Below are 22,466 nucleotides of genomic sequence, written 5' to 3'. Positions count from 1 at the left end.
ATGAAAAAATTACTAAAACAAAAAGTGCTCATCCCTATTTTAGCACTTACAATACTACTTACAGGTTCAGCATTTAAAACCTTTAATAACGATTTCTTTGAAATTGCTAAGCAAATTGAAATATTCACCACTCTTTTTAAAGAGTTGAATATGAATTATGTAGACGAAACTAATCCAGGAGATTTAATGGATAATGCTATTAAAAACATGTTAAACGAACTCGATCCTTATACGAAGTTTTATAACGAACAAGATGTTGAAGCTGAAAGAATTAAGAGAACTGGAGATTATACAGGAGTTGGAGCTCATGTAAAAATATTAAAAGAAAAACTAGTTATAATAGAGCCTTATAAAGGGTATCCAGTAGACAAAGCAGGTTTAAAAGCTGGAGACGAAATCATAGAAATAGATGGACAGCTAGTTGCTAATTACAAAGAAGATGCTGGAAACCTACTTAAAGGCGTGCCAAACTCGTCTGCAGAAATAACATACGTAAGACAAGGTAAAACAGCTAAAACTACAGTTAAACATAGTGAAATAGAAATAGATGCTGTACCTCATTTTTCTATGATTAATGAAACAACTGGTTACATAGTGCTTACAAAATTTAACCAAAAAACATCACAACAAACAGCATATGCTTTAAAAGATTTAAAGGCTCAAGGTGCAAAAAATATAATTTTAGATTTACGTGGAAATCCTGGCGGATTATTAAGTGAAGCTGTTAACGTTGTTAATTTATTTGTTCCAAAAGGACAACTAGTTGTAACAACAAAATCTAAAGTAAAAAAATACAATAGAACATATTATACAAAAAATGAACCTATAGATACAGAGATTCCTCTCGTTGTGTTAATTAATGGTAGTAGTGCTTCTGCAAGTGAAATTGTATCTGGAACCATACAAGATTTAGATAGAGGTGTTATAGTAGGATCAAGAAGTTTTGGAAAAGGCTTAGTGCAGCGATCTAAAGCAATGACTTATGGAACACAGTTAAAAGTTACTATTTCTCGTTATTATACACCTTCTGGAAGATGTATTCAAGCTTTAGACTACTGGAATAAAGACGAAAAAGGAAATGCTGTAAGAGTAAAACAAAAAGATTATAATGTTTTTAAAACAAAAAACGGAAGACAAGTTTTTGATGGTGGTGGTGTTTTTCCAGATGAAGCTTTAGAAAACACAAAAAATTCTACTATTACAAAGGCTGTTTTAAGTAGCCAAACTATTTTTGATTTTGCAACAAAATACTACTATAACAACACAAATATTACTAATATTAACGACTGGAAATTAACAGATTCAGATTTTAAAGAGTTTAAAACATTTTTAAATACTACAGAGTTCTCTTTCGAGACAGAAACAGAAAAGTCTCTTAATAAGGCTTTAGAAATAGCTAAAACAGAAAATTTAGATGATGATATTCAACGTGATTATAACACATTAATTCAAAATCTAAACCAATCAAAAATTAAAGCTTTAGACGATAATAAATCTCAACTCATGGGTTTATTAAGTGATGAGATTATTAAACGCTATGTCTATAGAGAAGGTTTATACGAGTATTATAAGCTTCATAATAACGAAATTAAAAAAGCTACAGAAATATTAGAAAATCCAACTAAATACAAGCGCTATTTAAACTAATTTTAATAAAAAATATATTAAAATGAAATATTTAATTACTCTTTTTTTATTGGTATCATTATCAGGATATTCACAACAAGAATTAACTCATGATGTTTATTTTGATACAGATAAATATGAAGTGCCTTTAACAGAAGAAAACAGATTACTTCTGTTTATATCTTCTCTAGATAGTATTCCAGTAGAAAAAGTTTCTATTTACGGTTTTACAGACGATAGAGGTACAAACGAATACAATTTAGAACTCTCTCAAAATCGTGCAAATACCATTAAAGATATGTTTTCTGGTTATGGTATAGATCCAGATTTAATTACTAATGTTAATGGAAAAGGAGAAATACTTTTAAAAGTTTTAAACGAAGAAGAAGTGCACCAAATTCGTGGTTTAAATAGAAAAGTTGAAGTAATTGTTACCAAAAAAACACCTAAAAAAGATATTAAAGAAGCGGTTGAAATTGTAGACAAAGAAAAAACAAAAGAAAAAACCACAGACGATATAAAAAAAGGGACTGTTAAAAAAGGAGATAAAATTCGTTTAGATAAAATTTATTTTAAAACAAGTTATAGTTATGTAACTTCAAGTTCTAAAAAAACACTCGAAGAGCTAGCTACAATTATGGTAGAAAATAAAAATATATATTTTACAATACAAGGTCATGTGTGTTGTACGCAAAACAGTAGAGATGCAGTAGATAAAAAAACAGGAAAGAGAAATCTATCGGTTGCAAGAGCTCGTTTTATTTACGATTATTTAGCTAAAAAAGGTGTCGATAAAAAACGAATGAAATACGTTGGTATGCGTAGAAAGTTTCCTCTTGGTGGTGCACCAGAATTAGATAGAAGAGTCGAGATATTAGTTACTTATGTTACAGAGAAGAATTAAATAATAATTTTTTACTTTTTATATAACATAGCAATATGTGGAATTCCATCTTCAAGATACTCCTCTCCTATTTCAAAAAACTCCAAATTATTATAAAAATTTTTTAAATAACACTGTGCAGATATTTTAATTTCTGTAACATTAAAATGTGTTTTTATAGCCTTAATTGAGGCTTCCATAATATCGTAACCATACTTAAATTGCCTTTGGTTTTTAGCAACTACTACTCTGCCAATACTAGATGCTTTAAAATAATCTCCTGGTTTAAAAAGACGAGTATAAGCTACGATTCTGTCATTTTTATAACCAATTACGTGTAATGCATTTTGGTCTTTCCCGTCAATATCTTGATATACACAATCTTGTTCTACAACAAACACTTCACTTCTTAATTGTAATAAATTGTACAACTCTAGTATAGAAAGTTCATTAAATGGTTTAATAACTATATTAAGCATAGCTTTATTTTAAAATAATATTAACACGGAATTTTATCTACACGGTTTTGGTGTCTTCCTCCTTTAAAGTCAATTTCTAAAAAAGTATCTACCATAGCAATAGCTTGTTGTATAGCTGTATAACGCGCTGGAATACAAATAATATTTGCATTATTATGTTGTCTAGTAAGTGCTGTAATTTCTTTAGTCCAACAAATACCTGCTCTAATACCTTGATGTTTATTTGCTGTCATGGCTACACCATTGGCACTTCCACAAATTAAAATACCAAAATCTGAAATTTTAGAGACTACATCTTTTGCTACAGGATGAACAAAATCTGGATAATCTACACTCTCTGTGGCATCTGTTCCGTGATTTAGAACTGTAATACCTTTAGCTTCTAAATGCTTTACAATAGCAAATTTATAATCTGTACCAGCATGATCGTTACCTATAGATATTTTCATTGAAAAAAGTTTTTTATTTTCCGCTTTCACAGAAATCTATTCTTAAATTATTTATAAATTCAAAGTTAATAATTGATTATAAGTATCCATAACATACTACCTTTTACTTATTCAAATTTTTTAAGTTTAATAAAACGAATACTATAGTAGTATTTATAGTTGCTGTTAACAAGTGTACTATTTATTATTGACTACTTGTTAATATCTAATTATAGGTTATTAAAACTTTTATTAGGTTTTTCCAGTTAAATTTTCATACTAAAGTACAAAGTTAACCACCAAAAAAGTTAGCTATTTTCTTTTGGTTATTTATCATTAAAAAAAGAACAGATACCAACACAAAAAAATAAAATACTTATTAAAAATTAGTTGTGAACTTAGGTTATAAACAGTTGTTAATAGTAAAGTTAAATAGTATAAAAACCAGTCTTTTAATATGTTTATAAACTGTTAGTAGAAAGAGAAAAGTAACCTAAACAATTAAAACCTTAAAAAGTTATACCGCTATTCACAAGCAATAATCATCATCATTTTTTTTTTTAATTTTAAATAAAGAATAATAATATATATTATAAATGTTGATAAGAGTTTTAGTTAACTTAATATTAAAGAAATACCGATTTAATATTAAAAACGTAGCTTTGCATAAACTTAATAACCTCTCTTCGCTTATATTAAGTTAAAAAATAACAGAATTTCACTTAACTTTAGAAATTCAATATGATTACAAATTAAATGACAAAAAAGAAACACAGGAAACCTTCACATAACAAGATTTCTAACCTAACAAATACAATTCTAAGTATTTTAAAAAAAGACAGAAACCAATCTTATAACTACAAACAAATTGCAGCTAAATTAGGTGTTAACGATGCTAGTAGTCGCAATCAGATTATAAAAAAATTAGCGCAACTTAAAGCTAAAGAAGATATTAAAGAAATAGATCGTGGTAAATTCCAGATTATAAATAATACAGAATATCACACAGGAATTTTCGATGCTGCACAACGGGGTAACGGTTATGTTATTTGCGAAGATTTTGAAGACGATATTTACATAGCATCCAATAATGTTAACAAAGCGTTGAATGGTGATGAAGTAGAATTATACATCTATAAACGTAGAAAACAAGGTAAACTTGAAGGCGAAATAACCAAAATAATTAAACGAGCAAAAACGGATTATGTTGGCATTATTCAAATTCATAAAGGCAAAAATTTTGCATTTGTAGTGGTTGATGGTAACAAAATGAAAACAGACATTTTTGTACCAATTAATAAAACCAAGAATGCAGAAGATGGTGACAAAGTACTAGTAACTATGGAAGAATGGCCAGAAAAAGCTGATTCTCCTAACGGAAAAGTGATTAAAGTACTTGGTAAAGCTGGAGAACATAATACCGAAATTCACGCTATTCTTGCAGATTATGGTTTACCATACGAATTTCCAAAAGAAGTTGAAGACTACACAAACACTATAGATTTAAATATTAAACCAGAAGAAATTGCAAAGCGACGCGATATGCGTAAAGATTTAACCTTTACCATAGATCCAAAAGATGCAAAAGATTTTGATGATGCTTTATCTTTTACTGTTTTAGAAAATGGTAATTACGAAATAGGAATCCATATTGCAGATGTTTCTCACTACCTTCAAGAAGGCACTGTTCTAGACGATGAAGCCTACGAACGTGCAACATCTGTTTATTTAGTTGACAGAGTAGTACCAATGCTTCCAGAGATTCTTAGTAATAGAGCCTGTTCTTTAAGACCGCATGAAGAAAAATATACCTTTTCTGCAGTATTTGAATTAGATACTAAAGCTAATATTAAAAACGAATGGTTTGGTAGAACAGTAACCTACTCTGATGCTCGTTTTGCTTACGAAGAAGCACAAGCAATTATAGAAAATAAAAATAATACTATTCCAGCCGAAGTATCGCTAACAGGAGCAGTATACAAAACAGATCAAGCCATTGCAGATGCAGTTTTAAAAATGGACGAACTCGCTAAAATTATGCGTGCACAACGTATGCGTTCTGGTGCGATTAGTTTCGATAAAGTAGAAGTAAAATTCGATTTAGATGAAGAATCTAATCCAGTTGGTGTATTCTTTAAAACCAGTAAAGATGCCAATAAATTAATTGAAGAATTTATGTTGTTAGCAAACCGAAAGGTTTCAGAGTTTATAGGAAAACAAAAACCAGAAAAAACATTTGTTTACAGAGTACATGACGAACCAAACGAAGATAAATTAATGGCTTTACAAGGCGTTGTATCTAAATTTGGACATAAGCTTAATTTCAACAATAAAGAAGGTATAGCATCATCTTTAAATAAGTTATTAAGTGATGTTCAAGGAAAAAAAGAACAAAACTTAGTCGATACTTTAGCAATACGTACCATGTCTAAAGCAGAATATACTACCAAAAACATTGGTCATTACGGTTTAGCTTTCGATTATTACAGTCACTTTACCTCTCCTATTCGTCGTTATCCAGATGTTATGGCACACAGGTTATTACAACGCTATCTAGATGGTGAAAAATCTGCAAATACAGAAGTATACCAAGAACGTTGTAAACACTCGAGTGATATGGAATATTTAGCAACAAAAGCCGAAAGAGATTCTATTAAATATATGCAAATTCGTTTTATGCAAGACCACCAAGACGAAGAGTTTTTAGGTGTTATTTCTGGAGCAACAGATTGGGGAATTTACGTAGAAATTGTATCCAATAAATGTGAAGGTATGGTAAGAACACGCGATATTAAAGGAGATTACTATACGTTCGATCAAGAGCAATTTGCATTAATTGGCCAAAAAACAAAAAAAATGTACCAACTAGGTGATGAAGTTATTGTAAAAGTAAAACAAGCCGATTTAATTAAACGTCATTTAGATTTCGAATTAATAGGAAAACCTTAAGTTTAAATATTTATCACTTCGAGTGATTCTAAAAGCCTTCAGAATTGTATCGAGAAGCTTTATTTTTTAAATTAGTAAACCAATATAAAAAAATTAATTATGGTACTTACAACAACAAACTCTATAGAAGGTTTTAGAATAGTAGAATACAAAGGTATTGTAACAGGAATTTCATATAACTCAAGTTATTCTTATAAAGGTAAAAAGATGTCTTTTAAAGATATGTTTAGTATGAAAAAATATTATGAAGCTTACGAAGAAGGACTTCAAAATCTTAAAGAGGAAGCATTTCAAAAATTAAAAAGTAACGCTCAAGCTTTAAATGCAAATGCTATAGTTGGTATTAAAGTAGATATAGAACCTTTATTGCAATCAGCTACATTAATAATTTCAATAACAGGAACAGCTGTAAGTGTTGTAATAGAAAAATAATATTTAAAAACTGTAACACTTCTAGTTTTATAGACTCTTTATAAGAAACAATTATTTTTATTATGAAACTAGTAACATTTGTAATCTCTCTATTTATTTCAATTTCTCTCTTTTCTCAAAACCCAAAAGAGATGACTGTACAAGACTTTACAACCGTTAAAGTCTACGATTTAATTCATATTAGTTTGGTAAAATCAGACCAAAACAAAGTTGTTATCTCTGGACAAGATGCAGACGATGTAGAAATTATTTCAAAAAATAACATATTAAAAGTACGTATGAAATTTGAGCGTACTTTTGATGGCACAAAAACATTTGTAGCAGTACACTACACAACACTAGAGGTTATAGATGGTAATGAAGGTGCAAAAATTGTTGGTAATGAGCTTATAGAACAAGATAAAATAGAACTTAGAGTACAAGAAGGTGCTATTTTAAAAATAGGATTAGATGTTAAAAACCTGGAAGTAAGATCTGTATCTGGTGGAATTATAGAAACTAAAGGAAAATCAAAATCTCAAGATGTAACCATAAACACAGGTGGTATTTATCAAGGAAAAGAACTCATCTCTAAGGACACTAAAGTTAAAATTAGAGCAGCAGGTGAAGCAGATATTAATGCTAGCGAAAGCGTAGATGCAAGAATAACAGCAGGTGGAGACATTTATATTTATGGAAACCCAAAAAACGTTAAGAAAAAACAAACTTTTGGAGGTAGAATAGAGATTAAAAATTAAATTCTGTTATTTTAAGTTTTTAGTCTTTGCTTAAAATAGGCTTCCAAATAATCTCATTAAAAGAATATAAAAAAGCTTCATATTTTCTGAAGCTTTTTGTGTTTAAATAACAATAGCTTACTAAAAACTATTAATTCTTTACTTTAATCACATAATTTCTTTACTTTGTAGTAAATAGACTTTCCTTTTTTATGATTGAAGATATTCAGGCAGCAATACCATTAGGCTTTTTTTTAGCTTTTATGATTGGTCCTGTTTTTTTTGTACTTCTAGAAACAAGTGTAATTAAAGGTTTTAGAGCAGCTTTAGCTTTCGATTTAGGTGTTATTCTAGCAGATATTTTATTTATTGCAATTGCCTATTTCTCTAGTTTTCAGTTATTAGAAAACCTCAGTAATCAACCAGGTTTATATGTGTTTGGCGGCACAATTTTAGCGGTTTATGGATTCATTATATATTTTAAAAAACCCAAAAAAGAAGCCATAGATACCAAACAGCTATCAGCACCAAAAACAAACTATTTTACATTATTTATTAAAGGCTTTTTTTTAAACTTTATAAATATTGGCGTTCTTGTTTTTTGGTTGGGAATCATTATTGTTGTTGGTCCTAGTTTAGATAATAATACCAATAGGTTTATTGTTTTTTTTGGAACCATGATAACAGCTTACTTTGTTACAGATATAATAAAAATATTACTAGCAAAACAATTAAAAAACAAGTTAACACCTCAAGCTATTATTAAGGTTAAACGTTTTTTAGGTCTTATTTTAGCGGTTTGTGGTACAGTACTTATTATTAAAGGCTTTCTTCCTAAAGATAAATTGAATCCGCAACAAATTATAGATCAAATCGAAGAGCAAACCAATCATTAAGTTCTTTCAATTAAGTATTTTTCCTAAAAATTAGAAATAAAAAAACCTTCTGTTTTCACTAAAGATTTCTTGAGCATTTAGGCGTATTCGAGCTGCTGTAAACCATTACTCTAAATTTTCATAAAATTTAAAACATAAAAAAACCCTCAACATAAGTTGAAGGTTTTATCGAGGTGTCGAGCGGATTCGAACCGCTGTAGATGGTGTTGCAGACCACTGCCTAGCCACTCGGCCACGACACCTAATTAGGTAGGCAAATATAAAAATAAATCCCTTTTTACGCTACTTATACCAAATAAACTTCTGTTAGATTGGTAATAAATTTAAAAACGCTTAGTTTTTCCTTTTTTCTGTTAATTCAATAGTCACCATTTCTACATCTCCACTTATTGGTGGATTTATTTTACTAACAGCAACTGTTGCGATGGTAACTAGTTTATCTTCAGTGAAAATGCGGTCTAAAATACGTTTTGCAACATGCTCTAAAAGCGCACTTGGTGTTGCCATTTCTTCAACAACAATTGCATTTAATAGCACATAATCTACAGTATGGCTAAGCGCATCAGAATTAGCACTTTTTTGTAAATCAGCTTTTACTTTTAAATCCACTCGATAATCACTTCCTATAGCTGTTTCTTCTTTTAAACAACCATGATAAGCGTAAACGCGGATATTTTCAACTTTAATTATTCCCATTTTCAGTATTTATGTTGGCAAATGTACCTAAAAAAGCGTTTTAAATTAATTTATAATCACTTGAGAATTCTTTAAGAATAAAATTAACTAATTTTACAAACGATTATGTTAAGGAATTAATAGTATTATTTATGTCTACAGAAACAAAAGCGCTCAATTTTTTAGAGCATATTATAGAAGAAGATTTAGCAAACGGATTATCTAAAGATAAATTACGTTTTCGTTTTCCACCAGAGCCTAATGGATATTTACATATTGGCCACACTAAAGCCATTGGTATTAGTTTTGGTTTAGGTGAAAAATATAATGCACCAGTAAATTTACGTTTCGATGATACAAATCCTGCAAAAGAAGAGCAGGAGTATGTTGATGCCATTAAAGAAGACGTCTCTTGGTTAGGCTATAAATGGGCAGAAGAGCTATATTCTTCAGACTATTTTCAAGAACTATACGATTGGGCTGTTTTGTTAATTAAAGAAGGCAAAGCATACGTAGATTCTCAATCTAGCGAAGCTATGGCAGAGCAAAAAGGAACACCTACACAACCAGGAATAGATGGTCCATATAGAAACAGAACAGTTGAAGAAAACATAGAGTTATTTGCAAAAATGAAAGCTGGAGAATGCAATGAAGGAGAACATATTTTACGCGCGAAAATAGATATGCAACATCCTAATATGCTCATGCGTGATCCCATTATGTATCGTGTATTAAAAAAGCATCACCATCGTACAGCTAATGATTGGTGTATTTATCCAATGTACGACTGGACGCATGGCGAAAGCGATTATATAGAACAAATATCGCATTCATTATGCTCTCTTGAATTTAAGCCTCATAGAGAGCTTTACGACTGGTTTAAGGAGCAAGTTTTCGGTTTCGCCAAGAACAAGTATCCTATGTTGCCAAAACAGCGTGAGTTTGCGCGTTTAAACCTTAATTATACAATAATGAGTAAGCGCAAGTTGCTTAAACTCTTAGAAGAAGGTGTGGTTTCAGGTTGGGACGACCCAAGAATGCCAACTATTTCAGGATTACGTCGTCGTGGTTACACACCACAAGCTATTAGAAAATTTGTAGAAACTGTTGGTGTAGCAAAACGAGAAAATATAATAGATGTATCGCTTTTAGAATTTTGTATTCGTGAAGATTTAAATAAAAAAGCAGATCGTGTTATGGCTGTTTTAAATCCAATAAAGCTAATTATTACCAATTATCCAGAAGATAAAGAAGAATGGCTTGAGGCAGAAAATAATCAAGAAGATGATAGTGCTGGTTATAGAAAAGTACCATTTTCTCGTGAACTATATATTGAAAAGGAAGACTTTAAAGAAGCAGCAGGAAGTAAATTTTTTCGTTTAACATTAGGAGGTGAAGTAAGACTAAAAAACGCATACATTATTAAAGCAGAACGTGTTGTAAAAGACGCTAAAGGTAATGTAACAGAAGTTCACTGTACTTATTCTGAAGACACAGAAAAGAAAGTAAAAGGTACCTTACATTGGGTTTCTATAAAACATGCCATTAAAGTTGAGGTGCGAGAATATGATAGATTGTTTACAGACGAAGCTCCAGATAGTCATACAGACAAAGATTTTATGGATTTTATAAATCCTAATTCTTTAAAAATTATAGAAGCTTTTGTAGAGCCAAGTTTAACTAAAGCTAAAATAGGAGAGCAGTTTCAGTTTCAACGTTTAGGTTATTTTAATGTAGATAAAGATTCCACATCACAAAAATTAGTATTTAATAAAACAGTTGGATTAAGAGATTCATGGGCTAAAGTAAAGCCGAAAGAGAATAATAATTTGCAAAAGCAACCACAACAAAATAAGCGTTCAGCTATCGAGCAAATAAAATCTTACGGTAAAAAGTACGATCGTATGCAAGACCAGCAACGCGAAAAGGCGAAAGCTGAAATTCAAGAGTTAGCTAAAAACGTTACGTATGAAGATTTAGAGCCTCTATTTGGAACTGCTGTTAAAAAAACAGGTACTCGTTTAATTACTATGATAAGTTTGGGTGTTTTATTAGACAACGGATTACAAAAAAATGATGCTATTAATGATTTTATCTCTAAAGCTTTAAACGATAAAAATGAATTGCTTGTTGCCGAAGCTAGTGCATTAAAATAATAAATAACAAACCTTAAGCTTGTTGTGTGGTTAATAAATCAATAAAATCTTTAAGTAATTACTTTTTTGTAAATTGAACGATCTAACTAATACATTTATAAATATGGAATTTAATTTTTTAGCAATTTTAGTAGCAGCAATTGCACCTCTTGTTCTAGGGTTTTTATGGTATAACCCAAAACTTTTTGGTAATGTATGGATGCGAGAAGCAGAAATGACTGAAGAGAAAATGAAAAGTGGAAACATGGCTCTTATTTTTGGTCTAACCTTGTTTTTATCGTTTATTTTAGCCTTCTTCTTACAACAATTAACTAATCATCAAATGGGAGCTTTTGCATTAGCACAAGGAGAATTAGGTGAAACTGCAACTTATCTTGCTTTTATGGAAGAATATGGAAACGAGTTTAGAACCTTTAAACATGGTGCTCTACACGGTGTTTTAGCAGGTGTCTTCTTGTTTTTACCTGTTATTGCAATAAACAGAATGTTTGAACGCAAAAGCTGGAAATATATTTTTATCAACTCTGGATATTGGATCGTTTCTTTAGCAATTATGGGAGCCATTATATGCGGTTGGAGATAATGAGTATAAATGCTAACTTTACAAAGACTGAAATGTACTGTTTCGGTCTTTTTTCTTGTCTAGAATTTTGATTGATTATAAAATTTATTCTAAAGTAAGCGAACTCCCATACTCTTGGGATGCTTTGCCAAACAACGACTTGTTTTTAAAAACCGCATTTTTAAAGGCCTTAGAACAATCAAGCCCTAAAAATATTACTTCAAATTACTTAGGTATTTTTAAAAACAATGAACTTGTTGGGTTGGCTATAATACAACGTGTAGAAATGTATTTAGAAGATATTTTTAGAAACACGAACGATAAATATTTAATTCAAAAAACAAAACATCTCATCTCAAAAATTGTAACTGGTAATGCTTTAATTATTGGTAATATTATGCACACAGGACAGCATGGTCTGTACTTTAAAACCGAAAGCATAAGTTATATAGACTACCTAAATCAAGTTTCCCTGGCTATTAAAACCATTACATCCCAACTTAAACAAAAGCACAATAAAAAAGTAAGGTTAATTGCTTTTAAAGACTACTTCGAAACAGACACTATACATAAAAATCAAGCATTTTTTAAAGCGCACAAGCTTTATAAAGTACAAGTGCAACCTAATATGATTTTTAAAGTTCCAGAGTCTTGGGAATCTGTTGAAGATTATATAACAGCTTTTACCAAAAAGTATAGAGATCGCTATAAGTCGGCAAGAAAGAAAGGAAAACAGCTTTTTAAAAGAGAATTATCTTTAGAAGATTTAACTGTTTTAGAGTCAGAAATTTTTCAACTCTATAAAAATGTTTCACACAATGCACGTGTAAACTCATTCATCTTAAATAAAAATCATTTTAAAATCTTAAAAAAAGAACTAAAGGAAAACTTTATAGTTATTGGTTATTTTGTAGATCAAGAGCTTGTTGGGTTTTTTACTTTAATACTCAATAATAAAATTCTAGAAACTTATTTTTTAGGCTATAATCAGAAGTATCAATATAAACACCAAATGTATTTAAATATGCTTTTCGATATGGCTCAATATGGTATTGAAAATAGCTATAAAAGCATTGTTTATGCTAGAACAGCAATGGAAATTAAGAGTTCTGTTGGTGCAAAACCAAAAACCATGAAAATTTATATGAAGCATACCAATTTCCTAGCAAATTCTATGCTTAAATTAATTGTTAAATACCTAAATCCAGTTACTAAATGGGTAGAAAGACATCCTTTTAAATAAATAGTGTTAAAAATAATAAAGGCAAACTCATTGAGTTTGCCTTTATTATTGTAAAGAAAGAAGCTATTTAAATGTCTTCCATTTTCATTGTGTTTTCAGGAATATCTAAATTGGTTTTAAAATCTGGAAAATAAGCAATTATAGAACCCGTATTTTTCATTTCCTTTGCTTCTACAAAAGACCACCTTTTGCTTGTTTCGTTATAAAAACCTAACATATAGCTTGTGGAGAAAATTCTTTTGTCTTTCATAACCATAACAATATAATTTTCAACATAACAACGATATTCTCCTTGTTCTTTTACAACATCTGAAACTGCTCTCGTTTCCGCAACCTCATATGCAAAACCGTCTGCTTTCATTTGTGCAAAAGTTGTTTTTAAATAAGATTCCATAACTTCTGAGCCACCAGCAGCATCTAAAATATTTGGATGTGTATAAGTTAGTAATTTTTTAAAATCTTCTTTTAAAGTTGCCTGTGTAGCTTATTTAGCATCTCGTAAAGCATGTGCTTTAAGTGTTTCTGTGTTTTGCGAAAAAACCTGAGCAGTTAAACAAATAAAAAGGATGTAAATACTTTTTTTAACATAACGTAATAGGTTTTAAATGTTAATTACCTAATTTCTTGTTTTTATTAAGTTTTGCTTCTTTCATAGCTTCACCAATTTGGTTACTTGCTGTAAAACTAGCAACCATATCGTTTAACATTTGGCTTCCTGCTTGCGGCGAATTAGGCATTAAAATTAAGTTACTGTTGGTATGTTGACCAATCGCTTGTAAGGTGTCATAATGTTGTGTTACAACGATTAAGGCAGAAGCTTCCTGACTATTAATACCAACTTTATTTAAGACTTCAACACTTTCTTCAAGACCACGAGCAATTTCACGACGTTGGTCTGCAATACCTTGTCCTTGTAAACGTTTGCTTTCTGCTTCTGCTTTTGCTTTTTCTACTATTAAAATACGTTGCGCATCACCTTCATATTGTGCAGCTGTTTTTTCTCTATCTGCAGCGTTAATTCGGTTCATTGCTATTTTTACTTGAGGATCTGGATCAATATCTGTTACTAAAGTTCTAATAATATCGAAACCATAATCAATCATGGCATCATTTAACTCGGCTTTTACTGCTAATGCAATATTGTTTTTTTCAACAAAAACGTCGTCTAACTTCATTTTTGGAACTTCGGCACGTACTACATCAAAAACATAAGACGTGATTTGTTCGTGAGGATAATCTAATTTATAAAATGCATCATAAACTTTAGCTGTAACTACTTTATATTGAACAGATACTTTTAACTTAACAAATACATCATCTAACGTTTTAGTTTCAATAATAACATCTAGTTGCTGAATTTTTAAGCTTAAGCGTCCAGCCACTTTATCAATTAGTGGAATTTTTAAGTGTAAACCAGACTGGCGAATACTGTGAAACTTACCAAAACGCTCAATAATTGCAGCAGTTTGTTGCTTTACAACGAAGAAAGCCGAAATTAGAATGATGATTCCGAAGAATAAAATCGGAATAAGAAAAATTTTTCCCATGACAGTTTTTTTAAAAGATTAAAAAAAGCTAAATTATTAGCTTTTAAAGTTTATAAAATTTGAAATACTAAAATAAGTTATATTTATCCATTTACATTACTATTTACAATGAAAAACACACAACTTTCCTTATTAGTAGCTATTTGGCTATGTTTGTTACATTTTTTTTGTTGTAAGTAATATTAAATTTTTAAGCCTATATTTCAAAATTTTTTATACTAGATAAACTACTAAGGTTAAATTAACTATATTACATACACTTAAAACATTAAATTATGAAACAAAAACTACTTTTTACCCTATTTAGCGTATTCAGCTGCTTTTCGCTTTTTGCTCAAGTAGAAAAGTTAACCGTTGCTACAAACTGGTTAGAGGATAATAAACACGAACTAAACATACAAGAACATCATACTTTCGAAATGTTGTTTAGTAGAGCAGGTTTAGCTGGAGAAACATTTCGTTTTTATCAAATGATGAATGGAGTACAGGTGTTTGATGCTGAAGTAACAGTTCATGTATCTAATAGAAACACTGTTACTTATTATGCAAGTACTTATAAAGACTCTATACAAACCATAAACACAACACCAAGTATTACTGAGACCGAAGCTTTTAATATTGCATTAAACAATCTAAATGTTGAAGTTTCTAGTATTATTCAACAAGAGAGAGCCCTTTTTCTTATTAATCAAAATAATGAAACAGCTTTAGCGTATAGAGTTTTTGTTCAAGCCTATTCAAAATCTGGAGGTTGGGAAGTTATGGTAGATGCGCAAACAGGAGCTATTTTAAGTTCTAAAGACATTGCTATTTATTATCATGGAGACAAAGACAAAGACAAGAAAAAGCAAGCCAATAAGCAAAATAAATCTGTATCTTTTATGGCAACAGGTTCTGCAATGATTTATGATACAGATCCATTAACAGCAACCTCAAGTGCTTTTGGAGGACAATTTGTTGACGGGAACGATGCTACCAATGCCGCTTTAGATGCCGCAAGAACAGCCGTAACCCTTTTAGATATTGAATTAGTTGGAGGCCAATATAGATTAAGAGGTCCTTTTACTGAAATTGCAGAATTAACATCGCCTAATAAAGGTTTGTTTATACAAAGCACAAATAATTTTGAATTTAATAGACAAGAAGATGGCTTCGAAGCAGTAAATGTGTATTATCATACAGATAAATCAATGAGATATATTAATAACGATTTAGGTATAGCTTTAGCACCACCACAAAATGGAGGCGTTATTCGATTTGATCCACATGGAGCAAGTGGAGCAGATAATTCGTTTTATACCTCAGGAACTTTAAATTTTGGTGAAGGTTGTGTTGATGATGCAGAAGATGCAGATGTTATACTTCACGAGTTAGGCCATGGTTTACACGATTGGATAACTAATGGTGGTTTATCGCAAGTAGACGGCTTAAGTGAAGGTAGTGGAGATTATTGGGCAAATTCTTACAAAAGAAGCTTAGGATTGTGGTCTGTAAGCGATGCTGCAAGAAACTTTGTTTTTGGTTGGGATGGACATAATCCATGTTGGAACGGAAGAACAACTGTTTATACAGGACAATATCCAACTAACTTAACAGGACAAATACATACAGATGGACAAATGTGGGCAACTACTTTAATGGAAATTTGGGAAGATATAGGAAGAAATAAAACAGACAGAGCGTTTTTAGAAGGTTTAGGTATGACAAATAGTGGTACCAATCAAGAAAACGCAGCCATAGCTGTAAGGCAAGCTGCCATAGACATGGGAACTGCTGGTGGTTATACTTGTGCAGATATTCAAGCAATTACTGATAGGTTTACAGCTCAAGGATATAATATGCCTCCTTACACTTGTAACTTAAGTGTAGATGAGTTTGCTGCAAATACAATTTCAATATTCCCAAACCCAACAAATGGAATAATAACCTTAAAGAATATTAAGCAAGAGCACAATGCTATTGTTTTTAATATGTTAGGTCAAAAAGTAAAAAACCAAACAGTTAATATAACTTCTAATACCATGGATGTATCTAATTTAGTAACTGGCACCTATTTTATTAAATTTTCAGATGTTGACACTGTTTTAAAGTTTATAAAAGAATAGATTACACATAACATTATTTAAATAAAAAAGCGAGCTCTAAATTAATATGAGCTCGCTTTTTTATGAAACCTTTTAAGTTTTATATCAATTCTAATTTGAAATCATAGTAAAATATAAAAGGTGTTTTAGTGCGGTTTTTCAAATGAGAAAAGGCATTATAGCATAGAAACTATTTTTTCAATACGTTTTACACCTTCGTTTTTACCAATTAAATACATAATATCAAAAACATCAGGACCTTGTAAAGCACCAACTAAGGCCAAACGTAAGGGCATCATTACTTTTCCAAAACCAATAGAGTTGCTGGTAATCCATCCTTTTATTTCTTTTTGAAGTGTTTCTACGTCAAAAACTTCAATAGATGCTATTATTGATATTAGATGCGTCATTAGCTCTTTGGTATCCTCTTTAAAGGCTTTTTTACAGGCTTTCTCATCATACTTTTCAGGTGCAACAAAGAAAAAACTGCTTAAACCCCAAAAGTCGCTTACAAAAGTTGCACGTTCTTTAATTAAACCTACAACCAAGGCAATATAATTTACATCAATATCGTCTAACTTAGAATGCATTGTTTTAAAAACTTCAGCTAAAACCTCATTATTTTGTTCTTGCATATAATGGTGGTTAAACCATTTTGTTTTATCAGGATCAAAACGTGCTCCAGCTTTATTTACGCGATCTAAATCGAAAGCAGAAACTAATTCTTCTAGATTAAAAAGTTCTTGTTCTGTTCCTGGATTCCATCCTAAAAAAGCTAAGAAATTAATTACAGCTTCTCCAAAATAACCTTCTTCTTTATAGCCTTTAGAGACGTCTCCTTCTGGAGAAGTATATTCTAATGGAAACACAGGAAAACCTAATTTATCACCATCACGCTTGCTTAATTTTCCTTTTCCTGTAGGTTTTAGTATTAAAGGTAAATGTGCAAATTCAGGTGCTTCCAAACCAAAAGCAGTATATAATTGCACATGTAATGCTAAAGATGGTAACCATTCTTCACCACGAATAACATGAGAGATTTCCATTAAATAATCGTCTACAATATTTGCCAAGTGGTAGGTTGGCATACCATCGCTTTTAAATAATACTTTATCGTCTAAAACATTGGTGTCAATTTTAATATCACCACGAATGCAATCTTTAAGATGAAGCGTTTGGTCTTGAGGCGATTTAAAACGAATCACGTAGTCGTCTCCATTATCTAATCTATTTTTAGTTTCCTCAGCAGTGAGCGCTAAAGAGTTGTCTAATTCTAAACGATTATGCCAATTGTATATAAATGTTTGTTTATTTGCTTCGTACTCCTTTCTTTTAGAATCTAAAGTTTCTGCGGTATCAAAAGCATAGTAAGCATGACCAGAAGTAATAAGTTTATCTGCATATTCTCTATATAAATGTTTACGCTCGCTCTGTCTGTAAGGCCCAAATTTTTCGTTTTTGTTTGGTCCTTCATCAAAAGGAATATTACACCAATTTAATGCATCAATAATGTATTGTTCTGCACCTTCAACAAACCTGTTTTGGTCTGTGTCCTCTATTCGCAACACAAAAGTACCATTGTGTTTTTTTGCAAATAAATAATTAAAAAGTGCGGTTCTAACTCCTCCAATATGTAATGGTCCTGTTGGACTTGGTGCGAAACGCACACGAACGTTTTTAGACATTTTTTTTAATTTGATTTGGCAAAGATAATTTGATATATGAACAGTACAAAGAAAAGAGGGCTTTGTTTAAAATAAGCTTTTAACAAAAAGCTAATATTGTTTAGAAAATAAAAATGTATTTTAGTGAGTTATAAAGCTAAAAAGCAATTTTATTTTGAATAATTTTAAAAACATACAATATAAATTAGAGCAATTTATTAGAAAATATTACGTCAATGAGTTGATTAAAGGTGTGATTTTGTTTTTTAGTATAGGTTTGCTTTACTTTTTAATAACTCTTTTAGTAGAGCATTTTTTATGGCTTAACTCCTCTGCAAGAACCATTTTATTCTGGTTGTTTGTTAGCGTAGAACTCGCTTTATTTTCAAAGTTTATAATATTACCTCTTGCCAAACTATTTAAATTTCAAAAAGGAATACATTACGAAGACGCTTCTGTATTAATTGGTAATCATTTTCCAGAAGTAAATGATAAATTATTAAATGTTCTTCAGCTTAAAAATACAACATCAAATTCTGAACTCCTTCTAGCAAGTATCGACCAGAAATCGGCAGAATTAACACCAATTCCTTTTAAATTGGCTATTAATTTTAAAAAAAACGCGAAATATCTAAAATATGCAACCATTCCACTGCTTATTATTTTAGTAACAGCCATTTCAGGAAAATTAAATTGGTTTAGCGACAGTTATGAGCGCGTTGTAAATTATCAGACCGCTTATGAACCTCCAGCACCATTTCAGTTTTTTGTTCTAAATGAAGACATGCAAGCTGTCGAAAATAAAGAGTTTCGATTAATTGTAAAAACAGCAGGAGAGGTAACACCAGAAAACGCACAAATAACATTTAACAACGAGACCTATTATCTTCAGCAACTTGGCGTTGGTGCTTTTGAATATGTTTTCGAGCAACCAAAAACCAACATCACGTTCTACTTATCTGCTAATAATGTAACCTCAAAACCTTATACCATTACTGTGGCTCCTGTACCTACTTTGCTTAGTTTTGATATGGTTTTAGATTATCCAAATTACACTAATAAAAGAGATGAGGTCTTAAAAAGTTCAGGAAATGCAGTTGTGCCTTCAGGAACTAATGTGACTTGGAAATTAAGAACGAAAGCTACAGATTACGCAACGCTTTATTCTAAAGATACTGTGTTGTTTAATAATACTAATAATGGCAATTTTAATACGACCAAAAGGTTATACAATACTATAGATTATAGTATTGCTACAAGCAACAGTAAATTAAACGATTACGAAAATTTAGCGTTTAATATACAAGTTGTAAGAGACGAATATCCAGAGTTGAAGTTACAGTCAAAAGTCGATTCTTTAGACCAACAATCCTTATACTTTTTAGGACAAGTGAGTGATGATTACGGACTTTACAAGTTACAGCTAGTGTATTATCCTAGCGGAAACAATAAGGATAAAAAAACAGAAGTCATACCAATTTCTAAATCTAATTTCAGCCAATTTGTTAGTGCCTTTCCAAACAATTTACAAATCACCCAAGGTGTAAGCTATGATTTATACTTTGAGGTTTTCGATAACGATGCTGTTAATAAAAACAAAAGCACAAAAAGTAGTGTGTTTAGCTATAGAAAACGCACTACAGATGAAGAAGAACAAAAACAGTTACAAGAGCAAAATGAAACCATTCAAGATTTAAATAAATCTTTAGAAAAGTTTGAAGACCAGCAAAAAGAATTAGAAGAACTCTCAAAAACACAAAAGGAAAAAAGCGAACTTAATTTTAATGATAAAAAGAAATTCGAAAACTTTATTAAGCGCCAAAAGCAGCAAGAGCAAATGATGCAGAAGTTTAATAAAAAGCTACAAGAGAATTTAGAAGATTTTCAAAAAGAAAACAAAAAAGAAGATCAATTTAAAGAAGACCTAAAAGAGCGATTAAAAGAAAATGAAGAACAGCTTAAAAAAGACGAAAAACTTCTTGAGGAGCTTGAAAAATTGCGTGATAAGATGAATAAGGAAGAGTTTTCTGAGAAATTAGACAAACTCGCCCAAAAAGCAAAAAACCAAAAAAGAAGTTTGGAGCAAATGTTAGAACTTACAAAGCGTTACTATGTCTCTAAAAAAATGGAAAAGATTGGTAATGAGTTAGATAAGCTTGCAAAAGAACAAGACGAATTAGCTAATAAAGACTCAAAAGAGAATACCAAGGCACAGCAAGACGCTTTAAACAAACAGTTTGAAGACATACAAAAACAACTAGATGAACTTGAAAAAGATAATAAGCAACTTAAACAACCTCTAAAGCTTCCAAGAGATGAGAATAAAGAAGAAAATGTAAAAGAAGACCAGCAGAAAGCTACTGAAGCATTAGATAAAAAAGAAGATATTCAAGAAGAAGAAGCAAAAGAAGAACAAAATGCTAAAGCCAAAGCGAAACAAAAAGCTGCAGCCCAAAAAATGAAAGAGATGAGCATGAAAATACAAGCCCAAATGGGACAAGGTGGAGCAGGAGGTGAAGCACTTCAAGAAGATATAGAAATGTTACGTCAAATTTTAGACAACTTAGTGTTGTTTTCATTTGATGAGGAGAAGGTTATGAATCAATTTAAAAGTATAGAAGTTAACCATAACGAATATGCGACATACCTAAAAAAACAGAAAGATTTACGTACACATTTTGAGCATATAGACGACAGCTTATTTGCTATTTCATTACGTCAACCTAAAATCTCTGAACAAGTTAATAAAGAGATTTCTGAAGTGTATTTTAATATTGATAAAGCACTTGCAGAGTTAGCAGAAAACAACATATACAAAGGTGTTTCTTCACAGCAGTACACGGTTACTTCTGCAAATAATCTAGCTAATTTTTTAAGTGACACTTTAGACGGTTTAATGAATGCTATGCCATCTCCTGGATCAGGTCAAGGAGAAGGGGGTATGCCGTTACCAGACATTATTATAAGTCAAGAAGAACTTAATAAGCAAGCAGAAGATACTAAAAATAAAAGTGAAAGCGGACAACCTCAAGAAGGAGAAGGAGAGAAACCTGGAGACAAGCAAGGAGAAAAACCAGGTGAAGGCAAAAAACCTGGTAATGAAGGAGAGGATGGAAAAGAAGGAGAAAATGGTAATAAAGGCGAGGACGGTAAAAATGGGAAAGAGGGCGAAGGTAAAGGCGATGGAAAGGGAGAAGGAGAAGGTAAAGGGAATAATGGTGAAGGTAAAGGAGGAAGCCAAGACGGTCAAGATGGTTTTAATGAAGATGTCAATGGAGAACTATATAAAATCTACCAACAACAACAGTTAATCCGTCAAGCACTGGAAGATAAACTCGCTTTAGATGAGAAAATGGGATTAGGAACACCAGCTCAAGCAAAACAACTTCTTAAACAAATGGAAGATGTAGAATTAGATTTAATAAATAGTGGCTTAACAAATGAAGTATTATCTAAAATGATGAATCTGCAACACCAATTATTAAAGTTAGAGAAGGCGACCTTTCAACAAGGTCAAGATAATAAACGTAAATCTGAAGTTAATAAAAAAGAGTATACAAACACTACAAATAATCAAATTCCAAGAGCTAAAGAATATTTCAACACTACCGAAATTTTGAATAAACAAGCCTTACCTTTGCAGCAAATATATAAACAAAAAGTACAAGAGTATTTTAAACAAAAGAATGATTAGTTTTAATTACGAAAACAATTTTAATCTTACTAACGAAATTAAGTTATCTAAGTGGCTATCGTCAGTTATTCTTACTGAGAACTGTATAGAAGGTGAGATCAACTATATTTTTTGCGACGATGAATATCTTCATAAAATAAACGTAGAATTCCTTAATCATGATACATTTACAGATATTATTAGTTTTGATTATTCTACAGGAAAAACCTTACAAGGAGATATTTATATTTCTACTGAACGTGTAGAAGACAATGCTAATGATTACAAAGTACAATTTTACGAAGAATTACAGCGTGTTATGGTTCATGGTATTTTGCATTATTGTGGCTACAAGGACAAGACTCCTGAAGACGCCAAACTTATGAGAGCTAAAGAAGAGTTCTATCTTAAAACGTTTATTTAGAATTCATTAATTCGTAGTATATTTGCAAA

General features: G+C 30.9%; 18 protein-coding genes and 1 tRNA gene. 12 read left to right on the top strand and 7 right to left on the bottom strand.

Annotation, left to right across the window (positions count from 1 at the left end):
* Complete coding sequence (locus P8H50_RS06250; RefSeq protein WP_300206736.1) at positions 1-1,647, top strand: S41 family peptidase; 1,647 nt, start codon at positions 1-3, stop codon at positions 1,645-1,647.
* A gap of 22 nt (positions 1,648-1,669) precedes the next feature.
* The gene (locus P8H50_RS06245; protein ID WP_300206734.1) at positions 1,670-2,530 is read left to right on the top strand and encodes an OmpA family protein; all 861 of its coding nucleotides are present in this window, start codon (positions 1,670-1,672) and stop codon (positions 2,528-2,530) included.
* Between the two features lie 11 nt (positions 2,531-2,541).
* Here P8H50_RS06245 and P8H50_RS06240 read toward each other — a convergent pair whose 3' ends face one another.
* Both P8H50_RS06240 and rpiB read right to left on the bottom strand, forming a co-directional pair.
* Complete coding sequence (locus P8H50_RS06240; RefSeq protein ID WP_300206732.1) at positions 2,542-2,988, bottom strand: GNAT family N-acetyltransferase; 447 nt, start codon at positions 2,986-2,988, stop codon at positions 2,542-2,544.
* A 20-nt stretch (positions 2,989-3,008) separates the two neighbouring features.
* Complete coding sequence (rpiB, locus tag P8H50_RS06235; protein WP_300206730.1) at positions 3,009-3,437, bottom strand: ribose 5-phosphate isomerase B; 429 nt, start codon at positions 3,435-3,437, stop codon at positions 3,009-3,011.
* 735 nt (positions 3,438-4,172) lie between these two features.
* Between rpiB and rnr the strand changes: the two genes are divergently transcribed.
* From rnr to P8H50_RS06215, 4 genes are all read left to right on the top strand, one after another.
* A complete protein-coding gene (gene rnr / locus P8H50_RS06230) occupies positions 4,173-6,365 on the top strand; it encodes a ribonuclease R (protein ID WP_300206728.1) in 2,193 nt (730 codons plus the stop codon).
* A 99-nt stretch (positions 6,366-6,464) separates the two neighbouring features.
* Entirely contained in the window at positions 6,465-6,797 is a 333-nt protein-coding gene (locus P8H50_RS06225) for a YbjQ family protein (RefSeq protein ID WP_300206726.1), read from the top strand.
* Between the two features lie 62 nt (positions 6,798-6,859).
* The gene (locus tag P8H50_RS06220) at positions 6,860-7,534 is read left to right on the top strand and encodes a head GIN domain-containing protein (RefSeq protein WP_300206724.1); all 675 of its coding nucleotides are present in this window, start codon (positions 6,860-6,862) and stop codon (positions 7,532-7,534) included.
* A gap of 191 nt (positions 7,535-7,725) precedes the next feature.
* Positions 7,726-8,409 carry a LysE family transporter gene (locus P8H50_RS06215; protein WP_300206722.1) on the top strand — a complete coding sequence of 228 codons (684 nt, stop codon included), beginning with the start codon at positions 7,726-7,728 and terminating at the stop codon, positions 8,407-8,409.
* 171 nt (positions 8,410-8,580) lie between these two features.
* Here the strand turns inward: P8H50_RS06215 and P8H50_RS06210 are convergent.
* Positions 8,581-8,651 (bottom strand) — tRNA-Cys (locus P8H50_RS06210).
* A 91-nt stretch (positions 8,652-8,742) separates the two neighbouring features.
* A complete protein-coding gene (folB, locus tag P8H50_RS06205; RefSeq protein WP_300206720.1) occupies positions 8,743-9,105 on the bottom strand; it encodes a dihydroneopterin aldolase in 363 nt (120 codons plus the stop codon).
* 131 nt (positions 9,106-9,236) lie between these two features.
* Between folB and P8H50_RS06200 the strand changes: the two genes are divergently transcribed.
* The 3 genes from P8H50_RS06200 (at position 9,237) to P8H50_RS06190 (ending at position 13,045) form a co-directional block, all read left to right on the top strand.
* Complete coding sequence (locus P8H50_RS06200) at positions 9,237-11,240, top strand: glutamine--tRNA ligase/YqeY domain fusion protein (RefSeq protein WP_300206718.1); 2,004 nt, start codon at positions 9,237-9,239, stop codon at positions 11,238-11,240.
* A gap of 103 nt (positions 11,241-11,343) precedes the next feature.
* Positions 11,344-11,823: a DUF1761 domain-containing protein gene (locus tag P8H50_RS06195; protein ID WP_300206715.1), complete on the top strand. Its 480-nt coding sequence runs from the start codon at positions 11,344-11,346 to the stop codon at positions 11,821-11,823.
* A 67-nt stretch (positions 11,824-11,890) separates the two neighbouring features.
* The gene (locus tag P8H50_RS06190) at positions 11,891-13,045 is read left to right on the top strand and encodes a GNAT family N-acetyltransferase (protein ID WP_300206713.1); all 1,155 of its coding nucleotides are present in this window, start codon (positions 11,891-11,893) and stop codon (positions 13,043-13,045) included.
* Between the two features lie 67 nt (positions 13,046-13,112).
* On the opposite strand, the gene P8H50_RS06185 is transcribed toward P8H50_RS06190, so the two are convergent.
* Positions 13,113-13,439, bottom strand: a complete 327-nt coding sequence (locus P8H50_RS06185; RefSeq protein WP_300206710.1) for a hypothetical protein — start codon at positions 13,437-13,439, stop codon at positions 13,113-13,115.
* Positions 13,440-13,653: 214 nt separating this feature from the next.
* Positions 13,654-14,592 (bottom strand): SPFH domain-containing protein, encoded by a 939-nt coding sequence (locus P8H50_RS06180; RefSeq protein WP_300206708.1) that lies wholly within the window; start codon positions 14,590-14,592, stop codon positions 13,654-13,656.
* 275 nt (positions 14,593-14,867) lie between these two features.
* On the opposite strand from P8H50_RS06180, the gene P8H50_RS06175 reads away from it, so the two are divergent.
* The gene (locus P8H50_RS06175; protein WP_300206706.1) at positions 14,868-16,697 is read left to right on the top strand and encodes a T9SS type A sorting domain-containing protein; all 1,830 of its coding nucleotides are present in this window, start codon (positions 14,868-14,870) and stop codon (positions 16,695-16,697) included.
* Between the two features lie 155 nt (positions 16,698-16,852).
* Here P8H50_RS06175 and gltX read toward each other — a convergent pair whose 3' ends face one another.
* Entirely contained in the window at positions 16,853-18,361 is a 1,509-nt protein-coding gene (gene gltX, locus P8H50_RS06170; protein ID WP_300206704.1) for a glutamate--tRNA ligase, read from the bottom strand.
* 154 nt (positions 18,362-18,515) lie between these two features.
* Here gltX and P8H50_RS06165 point away from each other — a divergent pair, with 154 nt between their 5' ends.
* Both P8H50_RS06165 and ybeY read left to right on the top strand, forming a co-directional pair.
* The gene (locus P8H50_RS06165) at positions 18,516-22,034 is read left to right on the top strand and encodes a DUF4175 family protein (RefSeq protein WP_300206702.1); all 3,519 of its coding nucleotides are present in this window, start codon (positions 18,516-18,518) and stop codon (positions 22,032-22,034) included.
* Positions 22,027-22,437, top strand: a complete 411-nt coding sequence (gene ybeY / locus P8H50_RS06160; RefSeq protein ID WP_300206699.1) for an rRNA maturation RNase YbeY — start codon at positions 22,027-22,029, stop codon at positions 22,435-22,437. The genes P8H50_RS06165 and ybeY overlap by 8 nt, the downstream gene beginning before the upstream one ends.
* Positions 22,438-22,466: the final 29 nt, after the last annotated feature.

It is taken from the genome of Lacinutrix sp., assembly GCF_029238095.1.
Lineage (GTDB): Bacteria > Bacteroidota > Bacteroidia > Flavobacteriales > Flavobacteriaceae > Lacinutrix.
This window is presented reverse-complemented; position numbering and strand designations above follow the sequence as displayed.